A 15982-nucleotide genomic window follows, 5' to 3' on the forward strand; every position below is an offset into this window, starting at 1 on the left:
TGCGATGGGGACAGCCGTCAAGCTGCCCCCGAAAGTGGTTAACGCCTGCTTACATTGTGCAGGTGTTGTCAGCGCGATAGTCGTGCACGACGATTTCACCGGAGGAAATTTTCGCAGAAGCCGCATCCAGCGCTGCCTTCATTTCCGGAGTGATCAGGTCGGCATTGTATTCGTCCAACGCCCAGCCAACGCCACCGTCAGCCACGCCCAGAACCCGAACGCCAGCTTCGAAATCGCCGGACATCGCGTCTTTCATGGTTTCATAGGCCGCAACATCCACGCGTTTCAGCATAGATGTCAAAACATTGCCCGGCGCCATGTAGTTCTGGTTGGAATCAACGCCGATTGCCAGTTTGCCAGCATCCGCAGCGGCTTGGATCACACCAACGCCAGTGCCGCCAGCGGCCTGAAAGATCACGTCTGCGCCACGGTCCATTTGGGCCTGTGTCAGTTCAGATCCTTTGGTCGGGTCATTCCATGCGGCAGGGGTTGTGCCGGTCATGTTTTGCAGAACTTTTGCATCGGCGTTTGTGGCGTGAACGCCTTGTTCAAAGCCACAAGCAAAGGCGCGGATCAGCGGGATGTCCATGCCGCCAACAAAGCCGACGGTGCCGGTTTTTGACGCCATAGCCGCCGCAACACCAACAAGGTACGACCCTTCTTGTTCTTTAAACGCGTATTGGCGCAGGTTCGGGTGGTCCAGCCATGACACGTCAATGATGGAAAATTCAACGTCAGGGTTGGCCGCTGCAACCGCGGAAATCGCGTCTGCTTGGGCAAAGCCTACACCCAGCACAACGGTTGCGCCGCGCTGAACCATTTTCTCCATGGCTTGTTGGCGCTGGGCTTCGTTGGTGACTTCGAATTCCATCACTTCAACGCCAGTTTCATCCTGAAACTTTTTGATGCCCGCATAAACGCCTTCGTTGAAGGATTTGTCGAATTTACCGCCCATATCGTAGATAACGGCAGGTTTGAAATCGCTGTGGCTTTCGGCAACGGCAAATGATGCCACTGCTGTAAACGCACCAGCAAGAACTGTTGTGAATACTTTTTTCATCAGAGTCTCCTTGTTGTCGGCACCACAAGTGTGCCTTGGTTATTCACGGCTTAATATGCGGGATTACCCCCGTTGGCCGATCTCTTTTAAACGTTCTTCCAGAAATTCGCCTGCGGTCTGGTGGTCCAGTTGCACATCGGGGCGCGGGTGCATGAACAGCGGCAGCGAGTAGCGGGATTTGTTTTCCTGTTTGGGCGGGTTTACCACGCGGTGGATCGTTGACGGGTAAAAGTTGCGCGAGGCCCGTTCCAGCATATCGCCCGCATTCACGTTGATATAGCCGGTGCCGCAGGGAATATCATGCCAGTTGCCATTCACATCCTGCGCCTGAAGACCGGGTTCCGATCCAGTCACCAGAAGGGTGATCAGGTTGATGTCACCGTGGGCAGCCGCGCGCACTTCGCCGGGTTGCACGTCTTCGGGCAGGGGCGGATAGTGCAGGACGCGCAACAGGTGGCTTTCGCTGTCTTTGATCATGTCCTGAAATGGCATGGAAAGCTGGTCTTTCACGTCTTCTGGCGTGACTTCATCCAGCCAACCCAGCAACATTTTACCCATGCCAACCATTTTGGTGTGGAAATTCTTGGTCACCGCTTCAACGCCTTCGGGCAGAGCGTTCTTTTGATAGACGTGGTAGAATTCTTTCAAATCCTTTTGGGCCGCACCTTTGGCGTTTTCGGATTTATACCCGAAATAGCCTGCAGGATCGCCCATATCCGTGGCATCCCCCAGTTTGGCGTCATCGGCAAAGTATTTCGGCCAGACGTCATACATGGCTTCGATTTCGGCCATGTCGATGTCGTGATCCTTGATCACGGCAAAGCCGGTTTCGCGCAGGGATTTGGCGAATTTTTCAGGGGCATCCGGATCGGACGGGCTGACGGCGAGTACGGCGAATTCTGTCATGGTACAGTCTCCTTTTAAAAGCCGGTTTCAATCATAGTTAAAAACCGTTGTTTCACACCATCAATGTCCACGCCCATGGGAACTTTGTGTTTGGGTCGGGAAGGATCGGCAGAGCGGATCGTCTGGCCAATGCGAGCGCCGTCCACGATAACCTCTAGCGCGTGGTTTTCAATGGTAAAATATTGGGGATCAGTGATGGCAATAACTGCCGTCGGGTCATGCATTTGCGACCCCAGAACCCCGTAGTGGGATTCGTAGAATTTAAAGTAATATTGCACCGCTTCGTTGAGAAAACCGCCCAAAACAGGGCTGGCTGCCGCGATACGGGCGAAATCTGGCGGGTGGCAGATCACTTGGGTGGTGACATCCAGCCCGACCATGGTGACAGGCCAACTGGCGGCAAAAACCGCGTCTGCGGCGTGGGGGTCGTTCCAGATATTGGCCTCGGCGTGGTCGGTGACATTGCCCCGATCCAAACCGCCGCCCATGATCACCACGTCCTTTACCTTATCCGCAATGGACGGGTCATGGCGCAGGGCCAATGCGATGTTGGTCAGCGGGCCAATCGGGCAAAGGGTGATTTCACCGGGGTTTTCATTGATCAGGCGGCAGATGAATTCATGGGCAGGTTCATCCACGGGCTGCGCGCTGATCGCTTGGGCTGGCATATCGCCAAAACCTTCGACGCCGTGCACGTAATCGGACACGGGGTTAGGCGTTTGCACCAGTGGTTTGTCGGCCCCTTTGGCCACAGGAATGGCTTGCTGCGCCCGTTCTGCCAGCACGATTGCATTGCGTGCCGCGATGTCTGATGTGACGTTGCCAAAAACGCTGGTCATGCCGATGATTTCAATGTCGGGGTGCAAGGCGGCATAAAGAATCGCCATTGCGTCGTCGATGCCAGGATCGGTGTCGATGATGATTTTATGGGTCATGAATGGTCTTTCAGAAATTCGAGAACCGTGTCGCGCATCGGAATTGCAGGGGCGGCGCCTGCGCGGGTCACTTGGATCGCAGAGGCTGCAGCGGCAAAACGCAGGGCCTTGGCGGGATCATTTGACAGGGTGAATTCGGCCATAAAAGCGCCCAGAAACGTATCGCCCGCGCCTGTGGTATCCACAGGGTCGACGGCGAAACTGGTCTGGCTGTAGCTGTCTGTGGCGGTGAAAAGATCAGCGCCTTTGCTGCCTTTGGTGACCAGCAGAAAGGGCAGGCCAAGGCTGCGGGGATCTTTGCCAAGGGCGGTTTGCAGGGCAGCAGCCTCGCCTTCATTCACGGCCAGAAGGTCGATGTGATCAAGCATCGGCACCGCATGATCCGCATCAAAAGGGGCGGCGGAATAGGCAACGCGCAGACCTTTGGCTTTGGCCGCTTTGGCCAGTTCGGGCACGGCATTGGTTTCATTCTGGCAGAGCACCCAGTCGCTCGCGGGGTCGGCTTTGGCAAGCACCGCGTCGAACTGGCTTCGGGTGAAGGCGTGGTTTGATCCGCCAAACAGCACAATCTGGTTTTCAGCTGCATCATCCACAAAAATCACCGCATGGCCTGTAGGGGTATCCACCGATTGCAGACCGTCCAGCGGCAGGCCGAAATCAGCAATCTGGTCGCGCAGCCAATCCCCGTCAGGACCAAGGCAACCGATGTGCAAGGTCTGTGCCCCCGCACGGTGGGCAGCGATAGATTGATTGATGCCCTTGCCCCCGAGGTATTTTTCAAAAGAGGCCGAGGCGAGGGTTTCCCCAGCGCTAGGCAGATGGGGCACGCGGTAGACCAGATCAAGATTTATGGAGCCGAAATTCAGGATCATGTGGAAGGTTTTTGCCGTTGGTGGATAAAGATAAAGAGCAACGCTAGCGGGTTTATCTTGGGTTCTCTAGTGTTATTTTTGGCTTTCTTGACCGAATGGACAAGTTTTTTGGGCGTGTTCTAGGGCAAATGCGCTCCGCGCGGGGATATTTGGGGAAAATGGAAAATGTGGCAGGTCAGGGTTTGGTCAGAATTTCCGAGACCTTGAGCGCGCGTATGTTAGAGCCGTCTACTTTCAGCTTTCCCGACATAAAGGCCATGGCGGGGTTTTGATCGCCGGACAGGATGTTGCGGAAGGTTTTTTCACTGGCGGTGAGGGTCACATCGGCGGGGCCGTCCCCTGCAACCGCACCCTGATCGGTGAGCAGGACGCTGCCCACATCAAGGATCACCAGTTTGGCGCTGCCGTGCAAAGTGCCGGTCACGCGAGGGGACAGATGGGTGATGAACTCTTGCAGGACTGCGGACATGAAAAAGCCTCCGGTGTGATGGCCGGAGGCTTAGCTTTCTGGTCCTGCCTGCGGCAAGGGTGCCGTGGCGGCAGCTTATTTGGTGATCATTTCCGGACCCATGATCAGATTGGGCAGGAAGGTGGAAATAATCGGGATGTAGGTGACCATAATCAGGAACACAAACAGGATCGCAAGGAACGGCAGGGCGGCGCGCACTACTGCCATCATCGGCATGCCCGCTACGCCTGATGTAACGAACAGGTTCAGACCAACGGGGGGGGTGATCATGCCGATTTCCATATTAACCACCATGATGATGCCCAGATGGATCGGATCAATGCCCAGTTCTATAGCGATGGGAAACACCAGCGGGGCCACGATGACCAGCAGGCCCGAGGGTTCCATAAACTGCCCGCCGATCAGCAGGATCACATTCACAACAATCAAGAAGGCAACGGGGCCAAGGCCCGCAGCCAGCATGGCTTTGGTGATTTGCTGGGGGATTTGTTCATCGGTCAGCACGTGTTTCAGGATCAGCGCGCAGGCGATGACAAACAGCAGGGTGACGGTCAGTTTGCCAGCATCAAACAGGGTATCAACCGTGTCTTTATGCCAGATCGCGGTAAAGATCGCTTGGGGCTTTTTCAGCAGCGATGTGTTGGATTGACCCTCGGCAGTGGCCAGTGGGCCCATGTCGCGGTAGACGAAACAGGCGATGAACCATGCGTAGATTGCGGCAACGGCTGCGGCCTCGGTCGGTGTGAAAATGCCGCCGTAGATGCCACCCAGGATGATGACGATCAGGAAAAGGCCCCAACCTGCTTCGCGGGCAGCTGACAGGCGTTCGGACCAAGGGGCGCGGTCGCCTTTGGGCAGACCTTTGACGCGGGCCATCACATAGATGCCGATCATCAGCATGGTGCCTGCCATCAGGCCGGGAATGACGCCTGCCAGAAACATGCGGCCGACTGATACTTCAACCGCGGCGGCGTAGACCACCATAACGATGGAGGGCGGGATCAGGATGCCAAGCGTACCTGCATTACAGATCACGCCCGCGGCGAATTCTTTGGTGTAGCCCACTTGCCGCATCCCCGCGATCACGATGGAGCCGATGGCGACCACAGTGGCAGGGGACGATCCCGACAGGGCGGCGAACATCATGCAGGCAAACACACCCGCGATGGCCAGACCGCCGTGAAAATGGCCGACGCAAGCGATGGAGAACCGGATGATCCGTCGCGCTACGCCACCTGTGGACATAAACGACGATGCAAGGATGAAAAACGGGATGGCCAACAGGGTGTAGTGGCCTTCAAACGCGTTAAACAGGGTTTGCGCAACAGAGGCGAGTGAACTGTCAGAGAACCACAACAAAAACAGCACCGACGAAAACCCGAGCGAGACTGCGATGGGTACACCGATCAGCAAAAGGCCGATCACCATGGCGAATAGAAGGACGACTTCCATGATTAATTATCCTTCACGTATTGGGCTGCGTCTTCGATTGAGTCTTCGGCTTCGTGGCTGACAATCAGCATGGTGATTTCGCCACGCCACAGTTTTAATCCGGCCTGACAAAAGCGGAACAACAGTAAGGCCATTGAAACCGGCAGGACCATATAGGGGATCAAACGGGGCAGTTTTTCGTATTCATCCCCGTCGTTAAAGATGTTTTCCATAAACCCGAGGATTGCAGGCATCGGCACGTCGTCGGTTTCATACCAGCCCTTGGGGCGGTAGTTTTCTTCAAATCCTGTGGGGAACCAGCGCCCTGTTGTGGCGGGCAGATTGGCGAAATTGGCCCAGTAATCCCAAGCGCCTTTCAACAGAAGAAAAGCAAAGATGATACAGACCGTGACGGATATCATCCCAAGGGTCTTGCGCGCCTGTGGGGATACGATGTTCAGCACTGCATCCACCCCAAGATGGGCGTTGATTTTCACGGCATATGATGCGCCCAACAGAACCAGCCAGCCGAACAGGAAGACGGTGAATTCCACGGCCCAAAGAATGTTTGAATTAAAGCCGTAGCGGGCGACGACATTGGCGAATGTCACGATGGTCATAAACCCGAGGATGGCCGCGATCAGCGTTTCCTCTATTCGGTCAGTCCAACTGGTTGCCTGTTTTGACATTTGCAAATCCCCCCGAAGTTTTGTTGATTTTCAAAGGGCGGGCCCCGTTAGGCCCGCCCGATTATAAGCGGTGATCCCGTTAGACGGGGATCAGTTGCTCATGGACATGTTGATCTTTTGGGCGGCTTCGATGTTGGACGCACCAACGTCGCCTTCAAATTTTGCCCAAACAGGTTTCATGGTTTCAACCCATGCCGCACGCTGTTCTGGTGACAGTTGGCGCACAACGCCGCCTGCATCAATCACGGCTTGTTTGGCCGCTTGGTTCACGGAATAGGCTTCGCCGTTGCGGGCTTCGGTAACTTCGTGAACGATGGTCATAAACTGGTCGCGCACGTCTGCATCCAGACCGTCCAGCCAGTCAACCGAGGCCACCAGCAGGTAGTCGATGATGCCGTGGTTGGTTTCTGTGATACCGTCCTGAACTTCAAAGAATTTCTTGCCGTAGATGTTGGACCAGGTGTTTTCCTGACCATCCACAACACCCGTTTGCAGGGCGCCATAAACTTCGGCAAATTTCATCTTTTGCGGGGAACCGCCAATGGCTTCCATTTGGGCAACCAGCACGTCGGATGATTGCACGCGGAATTTCAGACCGTTGGCATCTGTTGGCAGCAGCAAGGGTTTGTTTGCCGACATCTGTTTCATGCCATTGTGCCAGTAGGCCAGACCCTGCAGGCCGCGTTTTTGCATGGAATCCAGCATGCCCTGACCTGCGTCGGATGCTTGATAGGCGTTCACAGCTTTCATGTCGGTGAACATGAACGGCAGGTCATAGATGCGGAATTGTTTGGTGAATTTTTCGAACTTGGACAGCGAAGGCGCAGCCAGTTGAACGTCGCCCTGAAGCATGGCTTCCAGAACTTTGTTGTCGTCATACAGGGTCGAGTTCGGGAACACTTCGACACACATCTTGCCGTTCATTTCCTCGTTTACACGTTTTTCCAGCAAGGACGCTGCGATGCCTTTGGGGTGCTTGTCTGTGTTGGTGACGTGTGCGAATTTTACGACCACTTCGCCGTCTTCGCAGGATGCGGCGGCGATAGATGGTACAAATGCGACGGCTGCAATGCAGGCCGCTTTCAAGAGCGTTTTCATGGTTTCCTCCCAGTGGGTCACTTTTCGGACGGTTATCCGGCCAACTATAGGGGAGCGTAGTGCCAAACTTTGCGCAAAGGTTTATTTGCCTTGTTGAAAAATGCTTAAAATTTAGCAGGTTAAACAGCGTGTGATCCCGAAACTTCCGGTTTGTGCGGATTTTCGGACAAGTTGCCTTGCCATTCCCCGCCCTGCGCGGCCTATTGAAACAAAGGGATTCGCTGCCCTAAAACCCGCATCACAGGAGCCTGATCTGAAACGCTTTCTGCCCGCTTTAGGCTTTTGTGCTGCGGCTGTTTTTGTGGCTTTGGCGGTGTTTGTGCTGGCCTATCGTGCCAATCTGAACCAGCTGTCGCGCACAGGCGCGGTACAGTTGGATCAAGCCTCGGATCGGGTTCTGGCGCAGTTGGCCAGATTTCAACAACTGCCCAATTTGCTGGCGCGACATCCGGTTGTTGTGGGGGCAATGACAGGGACAATCCCGCCACAGCAGGTGCATGATTTTCTGGAAAGTACTGCGCTGACTGTGGGGGCCGAAGAAATTCTGGTGTTAAACCGTTTTGGCCGTGTGATTGCGGCCTCTGATCTAGAAGGGTCCGAAACCGCAGTGGGCCAGGACCTAAGCCAGACCGCTTATGTGCGGCGTGCGTTGACGGGCGGGCTGGGCGTGGATCATGCGTTTGAACCCCGCGACGGGGGGCGCGATTTCTTTTTCGCCCGTGGCGTGATTGACGGTATGGCCCCGCCTACGGGTGTAGTGGTGGTGCGCGCCGATGTGGAACAACTGGAATTCGAATGGGAAGTGGACGCCACGGTGGTGGCGTTTCTGGATGCGTTTAACGTGGTATTTCTGTCCAATCGCGTCGAATTGGTGCTGCGATCTGACGGGCAGGGGGCGATGCCGCTTTCGGCTGCGCGGGTCTATCCGCTGCCTGTAGTCCAGCCGTTTTATCCCTATAGTGAATCCTATTGGTTCGGTCATCGCCTGCAACGGTTTGGCAAAACCGATGTGATGCCGGAACGGGCGATGGTTCTGTCTGAATTCCTGCCCCGCCTTGATTTGACCACGCGGGTCTATCTGAACGTCAAGGATGCCGCCCAAAACGCGCGGGTTCTGGGGTATCTGGCGCTGGCGATTATGGGGCTGATTGGTGCAGGTTTGATCGCACTGGGACAACGCCGCCGCCGTCTGGCAGACCGCCTGATGGTAGAGGCCGCGGCCAATGCACGGCTGGAAGCACGGGTTGAAGAGCGCACCGCGCAATTGCAGCAGGCGCAGGATCAACTGGTGCAGGCAGGAAAATTAACCGCTCTTGGGCAGATGTCCGCAGGAATCAGCCATGAGGTGAACCAGCCCCTTGCCGCGATCCGTAACTTTGCCGCAAACGGGATCAAACTGATCGAACGGGATCGCATCCCCGAGGCACAAGACAATCTGACCCAGATCACCGAACAGGTGGATCGTATCAACCGGATCATAAAAAATCTGCGTGGCTTTGCGCGCAATGAATTCGAAGGGGTCGAACCCGTAGACCTGATCGCTGTGCTTTCTGATGCGGTGCGGCTGGCCGAAACCCGATTGCGCGCCGAAGGCGTGACGCTGAACCTGAGCGCGCCTAAAACAGCAGTAATGGTCGCGGGCGGGCCTGTACGCTTGCAACAGGTGATTGTTAATTTGATAACCAACGCCATTGACGCCATGTCTGGACAGCCCGAAAAAATCTTGTCGCTGAAAGTTGAGGAAAACACAGATGTGGTGCGCTTGCGGGTGGCGGATACTGGCAGCGGTCTGGCAGACCCTAGCCGTGTGTTTGAACCGTTTTACACCACCAAAGACGTCGGTGCCAGCAAGGGGTTGGGTCTGGGCCTGTCGATTTCCTACGGGATTATCGGCACGTTTGGCGGGTCTTTAAACTGCCGCAACCTTGACCCCGTCGGGGCAGAGTTTTGTGTGGAATTGCTGCGGACAAAGGCGGACAAATGACCAAACAAGTGTTGTTAATCGAAGACGATGACGCCCTGCGCGCATCATTGGCCCAGACGTTGGATCTGGAAGGCATCGACGTGATTTCCACCGCCCATTACGTGCAAGCCCGCCGCACTTTGCGGGCCAATTTTGCTGGCGTGGTGCTGACAGATATCCGCATGCCTGACAAAGACGGCTTTGACATTCTAGCGCTGGCCCAAAGCATTGACGCCGATCTGCCTGTGGTGATGCTGACGGGCGAAGGTGATGTGCCAATGGCGATACGCGCCATGAAAGAAGGTGCCTATGATTTTCTGGAGAAACCCTGCGATACATCCCATCTGATCGGCGTGTTGAGCCGCGCGCTGGAACACCGCGAACTGGTTTTGCACACGCGGCGGATGGAACATCGGATGCGGCGCAGTGATCCGGCCTCGGTCAATTTTCCTGGGGACAGCGCTGCCAGCCGTGACTTTCGCGATGCCTTGCGCCGCGCTGCGGACTCGGGGCGTCACATCCTGCTGATTGGTCCGGATGGGGCGGGGAAAAAACTGGCCGCCCACACGATTTTCGCCATGTCCGAGGGGCGCGGTGCCTTTGTTCTGGTGCGCACGCCTGAAATTGATCCCGCCAGCTTCAAGATTGAAACTGGCGCTGTGGATTTATCGGTGAAGAGGATGCATCTTGCCTCGCGGGTTCAGATCGATTGTGTGATGGATGCCGTGGACCAACAACCGGACGCACGGTTCATCGGGTCCAGCGAAAACGCGCTTCCCGATGTGGCGGACCACCTGAATTGTGTCACCGTTGCCGTGCCCGATCTGGCCGCCCGTCGCAGCGATATCGACGTGATATTTGAGGTGCTTTTGCGCCACGCGGTGCGCTATGCCAATACTGAAATGCCCGATATTCCACCGGATACGCTAGCCCAGATTAAGGCGCGGGACTGGCCTGGAAACCTTGCGGAATTGCGTGCTTTTGCAAATGGGTTTCTGGCGGAACAGCAGCGCGGCGGCGCGGTGGCGCAAACGCTGGCGGAACAGATGGACGGTTATGAACGTCTGGTTCTGGAAAATACCCTGCGCAGTTTTGATGGCAAAGCAGCGGTGGTGGCGGAACATTTGGGGCTGCCGCGCAAGACCCTGTATGATCGGCTGGCGCGTTACGGGTTGCGGCCCCGCGATTTTCAGTGACCCACGCAGATGTGAACAGCCGGTGGCGCTAAACGTTTTGTCCTGTGACAAAGTTTGAGTAAACCCGCAGAGGTGCCCGCAAAACCGGAGAGAGCCGATGAACAAACCCAGCGACCCAAGTCTTAGCCGCCGTCATCTGATGCTGTTTTCGATGTATGCCGCCGGTGTGTCATTGGCCATGCCAGGTGTTGCTGGGGCGGCGGGGCTGGTGGCAAAAGACCCTAAATCGGGCGTGGCGATCAAAGGTTATGACACTACCGCCTATTTCCAAAAGTCGGCGCCAACAAAAGGGACACCTGAAACAACGGTCGATTGGAACGATGCCACATGGCAGTTCGAAACAGAGGCTGAGGCCGCGCTGTTTTCCCAAACGCCAGAAGCCTTTGCCCCCCAGTTTGGCGGCTTTTGCACCCGTGCGATGTCCATGCGGATCAAAGTGCCCTCGGACCCGGAAGTCTGGCGGTTGCACAAAGGCAAGCTGTATCTTTTTGCACGGCCCGTCGGCGGAACCTATTTTGACAAAACCCCCGATGCGATGATCGCGGCTGCCCAAATTTTTTGGGATACTCTGACCTAACGGCGCGATTGGTTAAAAAGTTGGACCGAAAATCTGTTTCCCGATAGGATCGCGGAAATCTTGATGCCGTGTCGTCGTTTTTCGCTGCGGAATCATCCCTGAATGCGAAAACGAGCCGTGCCAATGACTCTCCCCTTTGCCCCGATTGACAACACAATCACCATCGACGCGCTGACCCGCGATCCCTACAGCATTTACAAGACCCTGCGGGCGCAGACCCCTGTGTTGCGGGTGAAATCGCTTGGACGGACCTTTCTGACCAAAGCGGCCGACACTAAAATGGTCAAGGATACGCCCGAAATCTTTAGCTCGAATGACCCGAATACGCCAATGGAACGGGCGTTTCGCGCCCACACGTTGATGCGAAAGGATGGCGCGGATCACGCCCGCGAGCGGGGGGCGATGGCGCCGACTTTCATGGCGAAACTGGTGCGCGATGTCTGGATGCCTTTGTATCAGGAAATTGCCGAAGAATATGTCAGCCAGTTGCCGCGCGGTGAAACGGTTGAGCTGTTCAGCGCTTTGGCAGGGCCGTTTTCTGCGCGATGTCTGGCCCATTTGTTGGGGATTCCCAAGGCCTCGGACGCCGAAATGCAACTGTGGTCACAAGCGCTGATTGACGGTGCTGGCAATTTTGGCTGGCGCGATGATCTGTTTGCCAAAAGTGATATGGTGAACGATCAGGTAGACGCCGAAATCGCCGCGATGAAGCCGCTGCACCTGTCCGAACAGGGGCCAAGTGCGCTGTCTGTGATGCTGAACGCGGAAAATCCGATTTCCTATAGCCAGATTATTTCAAACATAAAAATCGCCATTGGTGGTGGCATAAACGAGCCACGGGATTCCATGTTAACGGCGATTTACGGGCTGCTGATCAACCCCGAACAACGCGATCAGGTGTTGCGCGACGGGCTGTGGGATCAAACCTTTGACGAGTCGATCCGCTGGGTTGCGCCGATTCAGGTCAGTTCTCGACTGGTGATGCAGGATACGGATATTCGCGGGTTTGCCATTCCAAAAGGCGATGTGGTGATGACGATCCAAGCCTCGGCCAATCATGACGAAGACATTTACACGGATGGGCATTTGTTTGACGCCTTCAGGCCAAAAGCGCCCCATCAGGCTTTTGGCAACGGGCCGCATTTTTGTCAGGGCACCCATGTGGCGCGCCGGATGGTTGGGCAGATCCTGCTGCCTGTGTTGTTCGACCGGTTCCCAAATATGCACCTTGCCGACCCGGAAGCCGTTGAATTTACAGGATTTGGCTTTCGCGGGCCTGCCCGTCTGGATGTGGTTCTGTCCTAGCGTGTTGCGTATTGGAGTGTTCGTTGGGTACTGGTTGGAGTCGTTTTTCCAGCCCGCCTTTAAAGGCACCTGAAAAGTGATCGAACCTGATGCGGTGTTAAATCAATAATTTACGGTAACAACTACGCTGTCTGAATAAGTGCCGAAATAGGCGGATTGGTTGGCGGGGATGCGGCCATAGATTGTAAAGGCTTGGTTACTGCCGATGCCTGTTGAGTCTACATCGTTGGACAGGCTTTCACCCCAAGGGGCGGTACGGCTGGCATCCTGATATAACCCGTAACGCAATTCATGGCTGCCGTTTTTCATCCGCCGGTCGGTCGGGCCTGTGCCACCACCACTGCCTTGGGACAGGGTGACGGAATAATCCGTGCTATCTGTGCAGCGTACATTGACCGTGGCGTTTTGATCGACGGGGGCCAAAACTTGTGTGTTCAGATTGCCAAAGTTCATGGCAGTGACATCCAGTTCGCAACTGGGAACCACATCTGCGGAAACTGAAAAATCCGGAATGGGATTTTCGCTTCCTAAAATCGCACAGGACGCGACGCCATAGGTGATTGAGGCATCAGACACCCCCGAAAAAATCGAGGAATAGCTGCCAGTGTCAACAGCCACAGTGTTCGATGTAATGCTGGCGAAAATGGGAATGGTCCATGACACCGTGCCAACGCTAATTATAGACAGGTAATACTGTTGGTTCCACGTGCCATTGATCGGGCCGTTGCCATTGGGACGCAGCTCATAATTTAGTCTGTCGCCCGTGGCATTTACCAAATAGCGGGGGGAATTGCTGCCACTGCCCCCGCCACTGCCAGTGCCGATTTTGACACAAACGCCCACAGCAAGCCCAAGCAATCCGGTGCAAGTGATCGTGACAACGCCAGAGGTTTGGTTAACCGCTCCTGCGCGCACGGAAATGGACCCGAAGTTGATCGACGAAATTGTCGCGTTACAGTTGACCGCTTGGGCCGCGCTGGCCTGTAAAAAGAACCCCAAAACCAGCAGCAAGGCGCGTATGTAAGAGGGCAGGCTCATTTGCAAGTAAACGGCCCGAGAGATTGTTGAAACTCTCCGGTCTCGTGATAGGTGAAGCTAACCCTGCAAGACCCGTTTTCGGTTGTGATGTGCAGAGTGTTTGCGGATTTGACGTTTTCCACCCAGATCAGCCCGTCATACCCTACAAAGAATTCGGATCGGGTGCCGTTCAATTTGGCCACAGCCCCCGCAGGGATCGGTTTGCCGCGTGTATTTTGCACTGTCACAAGTACAGAATTTTCACTGTCGCTGCCAAATTTAACCAAACTACCGGACCGCCTTGCGGGGATCACCTCCATCGCAGAGGCGTTAAGAGTTACGTCATCGGGAAGGTCTTCCAGTTCAACCGAAACACGGTTCCGGCGATAGGCCGAAAGCCCCGTGACAAGTGCGCGCCCGAAGCGTCCGGTCTTGGTTACGGGGCGGTTTTGCAGGTTCACGTCCACATTCGGGGCCCCTACATCCACGATGGCAAAACTGTCATTGATGACATTGCCCGCCGCGATTTGTCCGCCTGCCAGAACCAGCGATCCTTCGGCAGAGACGCGCGCGAAACTTGATCTGCCGGATTGGTATAGCTCGGCACCCAGTTTGGCGTATCGAGACCTGTAAGATCCGCGCAATCCTGCAAATCGATTGGTGCCATTGTCGTCAATTTGCGCCTGATACCCGTAGTCGCCCACCCTGTCGCCCAAGGGGCGCGAAAGGGAAACTGCGGTGTTCAAGCTGCCTCTTGCATCTGTTGTTGCAGAAACCCGGCTTTGGACGGTTTTGCCAAGGGGGATAGCGAAGTTGACGGCAAGGCGGGTGGTGTCATCTTTTACATTGTGCGATCCAAACAGGCTGAACGAGGATTTTCGAAACCCCAAATTTCGGGCGTAAGATGCTGATATTATAAGATCTTCAGAGTTGGCCCTTTGCGATCGGACCAAGCTCAGTCCCAAATCCTGATCGGATTTGAAAAGCGGAATGCCAAGTGACAGAACTTCGTTTGCGGTGGGGAATTCCAACAAAGACGCGCCCGAGGTAATGACCCCCGCGCCCAGAAAATCCACCCCTGTGGCATAGGCTAAATCAGCGAATCCGGGTTCGGCACGCAGTATGTTTAACTGTACATCCACATCCTTAATGGTTGTGCGCAACGCGGTTTGGGCGAAGGCGGCGACGTTTTTTTTGTAGCGGCTTAGCCCGGCCGAAAAGCTGAATTCCGCAATGTTGAACGGGATTGTTGTAAAGCCGATCCCCCCAAGGATCAGATCGCTTTTACCCTCAACATGGGCTTCTAGGGTGATTTTTTCACTGAAGCCGTATTTGAGGCTGGCGGAATAGGCGGTGTCCGAGGCGTATTGATTGCTTTGTGTCCCATAATCCTCGCGCGGTTTTCCGATTTCCACCGAGAAATCCAAAGTGCCTTTTTTGAGAAGGTTTTGGGCGGCGAAAAAGGATACCTCTTGCAGGCGCTCATTGCCGTTTGCATCGCGGATGACAACAACAGCATCGCCGGAACCGGTAAAAAAGGGGATGTCTTCGAGTCGGAAACGGCCTTGGCCAACCCTGCCCGTATAGGCGCGGCTGTTTTCGATGAAAACGTCGACGGTTGACGGGACCGCCGCCGCGCCATCAAAGGAAAATAGTTGTTCGGTCACAATGTCCGAGCGGAGGCTGAAATCGCGACGAAACTGAATGCCACCCATGCGGATGGGTCTGCTCCATGAGACAGAAGAGGTTTGAAAATCACCAAAAGACAGGTTTACGGCGTGTTTTGTGTTGTTGAATTCAAGTTTGGTTTCCTGTCGGATAAAGTCGGTGTTTCCCAGTCCCCCGCTTGGTGTGTGGAAGAAACCGGTGCTGGAAAGGGCTGCGAAAGGGGTAAAGACCCAACCGCTGAGAGAGCCGGATAATCCGTTGAAATTTAAACCTGTTTGACCGTTTTTTGGACCGAAATTAGCGGTAAGCGCATAGTTTAAAACTGCGCCATAGCTGCGTTCGGGGGCGATCATTTCACTTTTATACCGGGCCGAGGTGACGCGGGGCAAAAGTGATTGATACGGCACTGATATATAAAGGGCCTGTGCTTGCAGATTATAGCGAAAGGTCAGGCCTTCGATTGTATCCAGATAGACGTTTTTTGACACACCAAGTGGGGGGCGAATGCCCACTTCTATCAATTCAGAGCGGGGAGACGAAAAGCGGTTGTCTGTGTGGTGGGTGAATTCTGCAATCAGTTGGGTACTGGCACGGTTGATCACCACCTCTAGGAAAAGCGGCGTGTCTTCGGGCGGCGCAATCAGTTCATAGGGATGTTCTGAAGCATCGATTTCTGCTGAAATTTCCAGATCGGTGCTGACAGCCTGTGCAAGAGCGGTGCCGCAGGTGACGCATATAACAGCGCTGCAATGGATCAGATTTCGCAGAATACCCATTTCGAGTGATTGGTCATCCT

The 15982-nt window shown here is 55.1% G+C and carries 14 protein-coding genes; 4 read left to right on the top strand and 10 right to left on the bottom strand.

Annotated elements, in window-relative coordinates; translation table 11 throughout:
* Positions 1–49: 49 nt before the first annotated feature.
* The 8 genes from GGE09_RS02870 to GGE09_RS02905 all read right to left on the bottom strand — a co-directional run bounded on the left by GGE09_RS02870 (position 50) and on the right by GGE09_RS02905 (position 7460).
* The gene (locus GGE09_RS02870; protein WP_309743681.1) at positions 50–1060 is read right to left on the bottom strand and encodes a BMP family ABC transporter substrate-binding protein; all 1011 of its coding nucleotides are present in this window, start codon (positions 1058–1060) and stop codon (positions 50–52) included.
* Between the two features lie 63 nt (positions 1061–1123).
* Complete coding sequence (locus tag GGE09_RS02875; RefSeq protein ID WP_309743683.1) at positions 1124–1966, bottom strand: 2OG-Fe(II) oxygenase family protein; 843 nt, start codon at positions 1964–1966, stop codon at positions 1124–1126.
* A gap of 14 nt (positions 1967–1980) precedes the next feature.
* On the bottom strand, positions 1981–2901 hold the full coding sequence (locus tag GGE09_RS02880) for a nucleoside hydrolase (RefSeq protein ID WP_309743685.1): 921 nt from the start codon (positions 2899–2901) through the stop codon (positions 1981–1983).
* Positions 2898–3773 (bottom strand): ribokinase, encoded by an 876-nt coding sequence (locus GGE09_RS02885; protein WP_309743687.1) that lies wholly within the window; start codon positions 3771–3773, stop codon positions 2898–2900. Before GGE09_RS02885 ends, GGE09_RS02880 begins: the two co-directional genes overlap by 4 nt.
* A gap of 175 nt (positions 3774–3948) precedes the next feature.
* Positions 3949–4242 (bottom strand): SCP2 sterol-binding domain-containing protein, encoded by a 294-nt coding sequence (locus GGE09_RS02890; RefSeq protein WP_309743689.1) that lies wholly within the window; start codon positions 4240–4242, stop codon positions 3949–3951.
* 75 nt (positions 4243–4317) lie between these two features.
* Positions 4318–5694: a TRAP transporter large permease gene (locus GGE09_RS02895; protein ID WP_309743691.1), complete on the bottom strand. Its 1377-nt coding sequence runs from the start codon at positions 5692–5694 to the stop codon at positions 4318–4320.
* Positions 5695–5696: 2 nt separating this feature from the next.
* Positions 5697–6362, bottom strand: coding sequence for a TRAP transporter small permease (locus GGE09_RS02900; protein ID WP_309743692.1), 666 nt, complete (start codon positions 6360–6362; stop codon positions 5697–5699).
* Between the two features lie 90 nt (positions 6363–6452).
* Complete coding sequence (locus tag GGE09_RS02905) at positions 6453–7460, bottom strand: DctP family TRAP transporter solute-binding subunit (protein WP_309743694.1); 1008 nt, start codon at positions 7458–7460, stop codon at positions 6453–6455.
* A 130-nt stretch (positions 7461–7590) separates the two neighbouring features.
* On the opposite strand from GGE09_RS02905, the gene GGE09_RS02910 reads away from it, so the two are divergent.
* The 4 genes from GGE09_RS02910 (at position 7591) to GGE09_RS02925 (ending at position 12501) form a co-directional block, all read left to right on the top strand.
* On the top strand, positions 7591–9444 hold the full coding sequence (locus GGE09_RS02910) for an ATP-binding protein (RefSeq protein WP_309743696.1): 1854 nt from the start codon (positions 7591–7593) through the stop codon (positions 9442–9444).
* Positions 9441–10619, top strand: a complete 1179-nt coding sequence (locus tag GGE09_RS02915) for a response regulator (RefSeq protein ID WP_309743698.1) — start codon at positions 9441–9443, stop codon at positions 10617–10619. Before GGE09_RS02910 ends, GGE09_RS02915 begins: the two co-directional genes overlap by 4 nt.
* 97 nt (positions 10620–10716) lie before the next feature.
* A complete protein-coding gene (locus GGE09_RS02920; RefSeq protein ID WP_309743700.1) occupies positions 10717–11196 on the top strand; it encodes a YHS domain-containing (seleno)protein in 480 nt (159 codons plus the stop codon).
* A 123-nt stretch (positions 11197–11319) separates the two neighbouring features.
* On the top strand, positions 11320–12501 hold the full coding sequence (locus tag GGE09_RS02925) for a cytochrome P450 (RefSeq protein ID WP_309743702.1): 1182 nt from the start codon (positions 11320–11322) through the stop codon (positions 12499–12501).
* A gap of 102 nt (positions 12502–12603) precedes the next feature.
* Here GGE09_RS02925 and GGE09_RS02930 read toward each other — a convergent pair whose 3' ends face one another.
* Positions 12604–13539 carry a spore coat U domain-containing protein gene (locus GGE09_RS02930; RefSeq protein ID WP_309743704.1) on the bottom strand — a complete coding sequence of 312 codons (936 nt, stop codon included), beginning with the start codon at positions 13537–13539 and terminating at the stop codon, positions 12604–12606.
* Positions 13536–15962, bottom strand: a complete 2427-nt coding sequence (locus GGE09_RS02935; RefSeq protein WP_309743706.1) for a fimbria/pilus outer membrane usher protein — start codon at positions 15960–15962, stop codon at positions 13536–13538. Before GGE09_RS02935 ends, GGE09_RS02930 begins: the two co-directional genes overlap by 4 nt.
* Positions 15963–15982: the final 20 nt, after the last annotated feature.

The organism is Roseobacter sp. N2S, assembly GCF_031454055.1.
Lineage (GTDB): Bacteria > Pseudomonadota > Alphaproteobacteria > Rhodobacterales > Rhodobacteraceae > Amylibacter.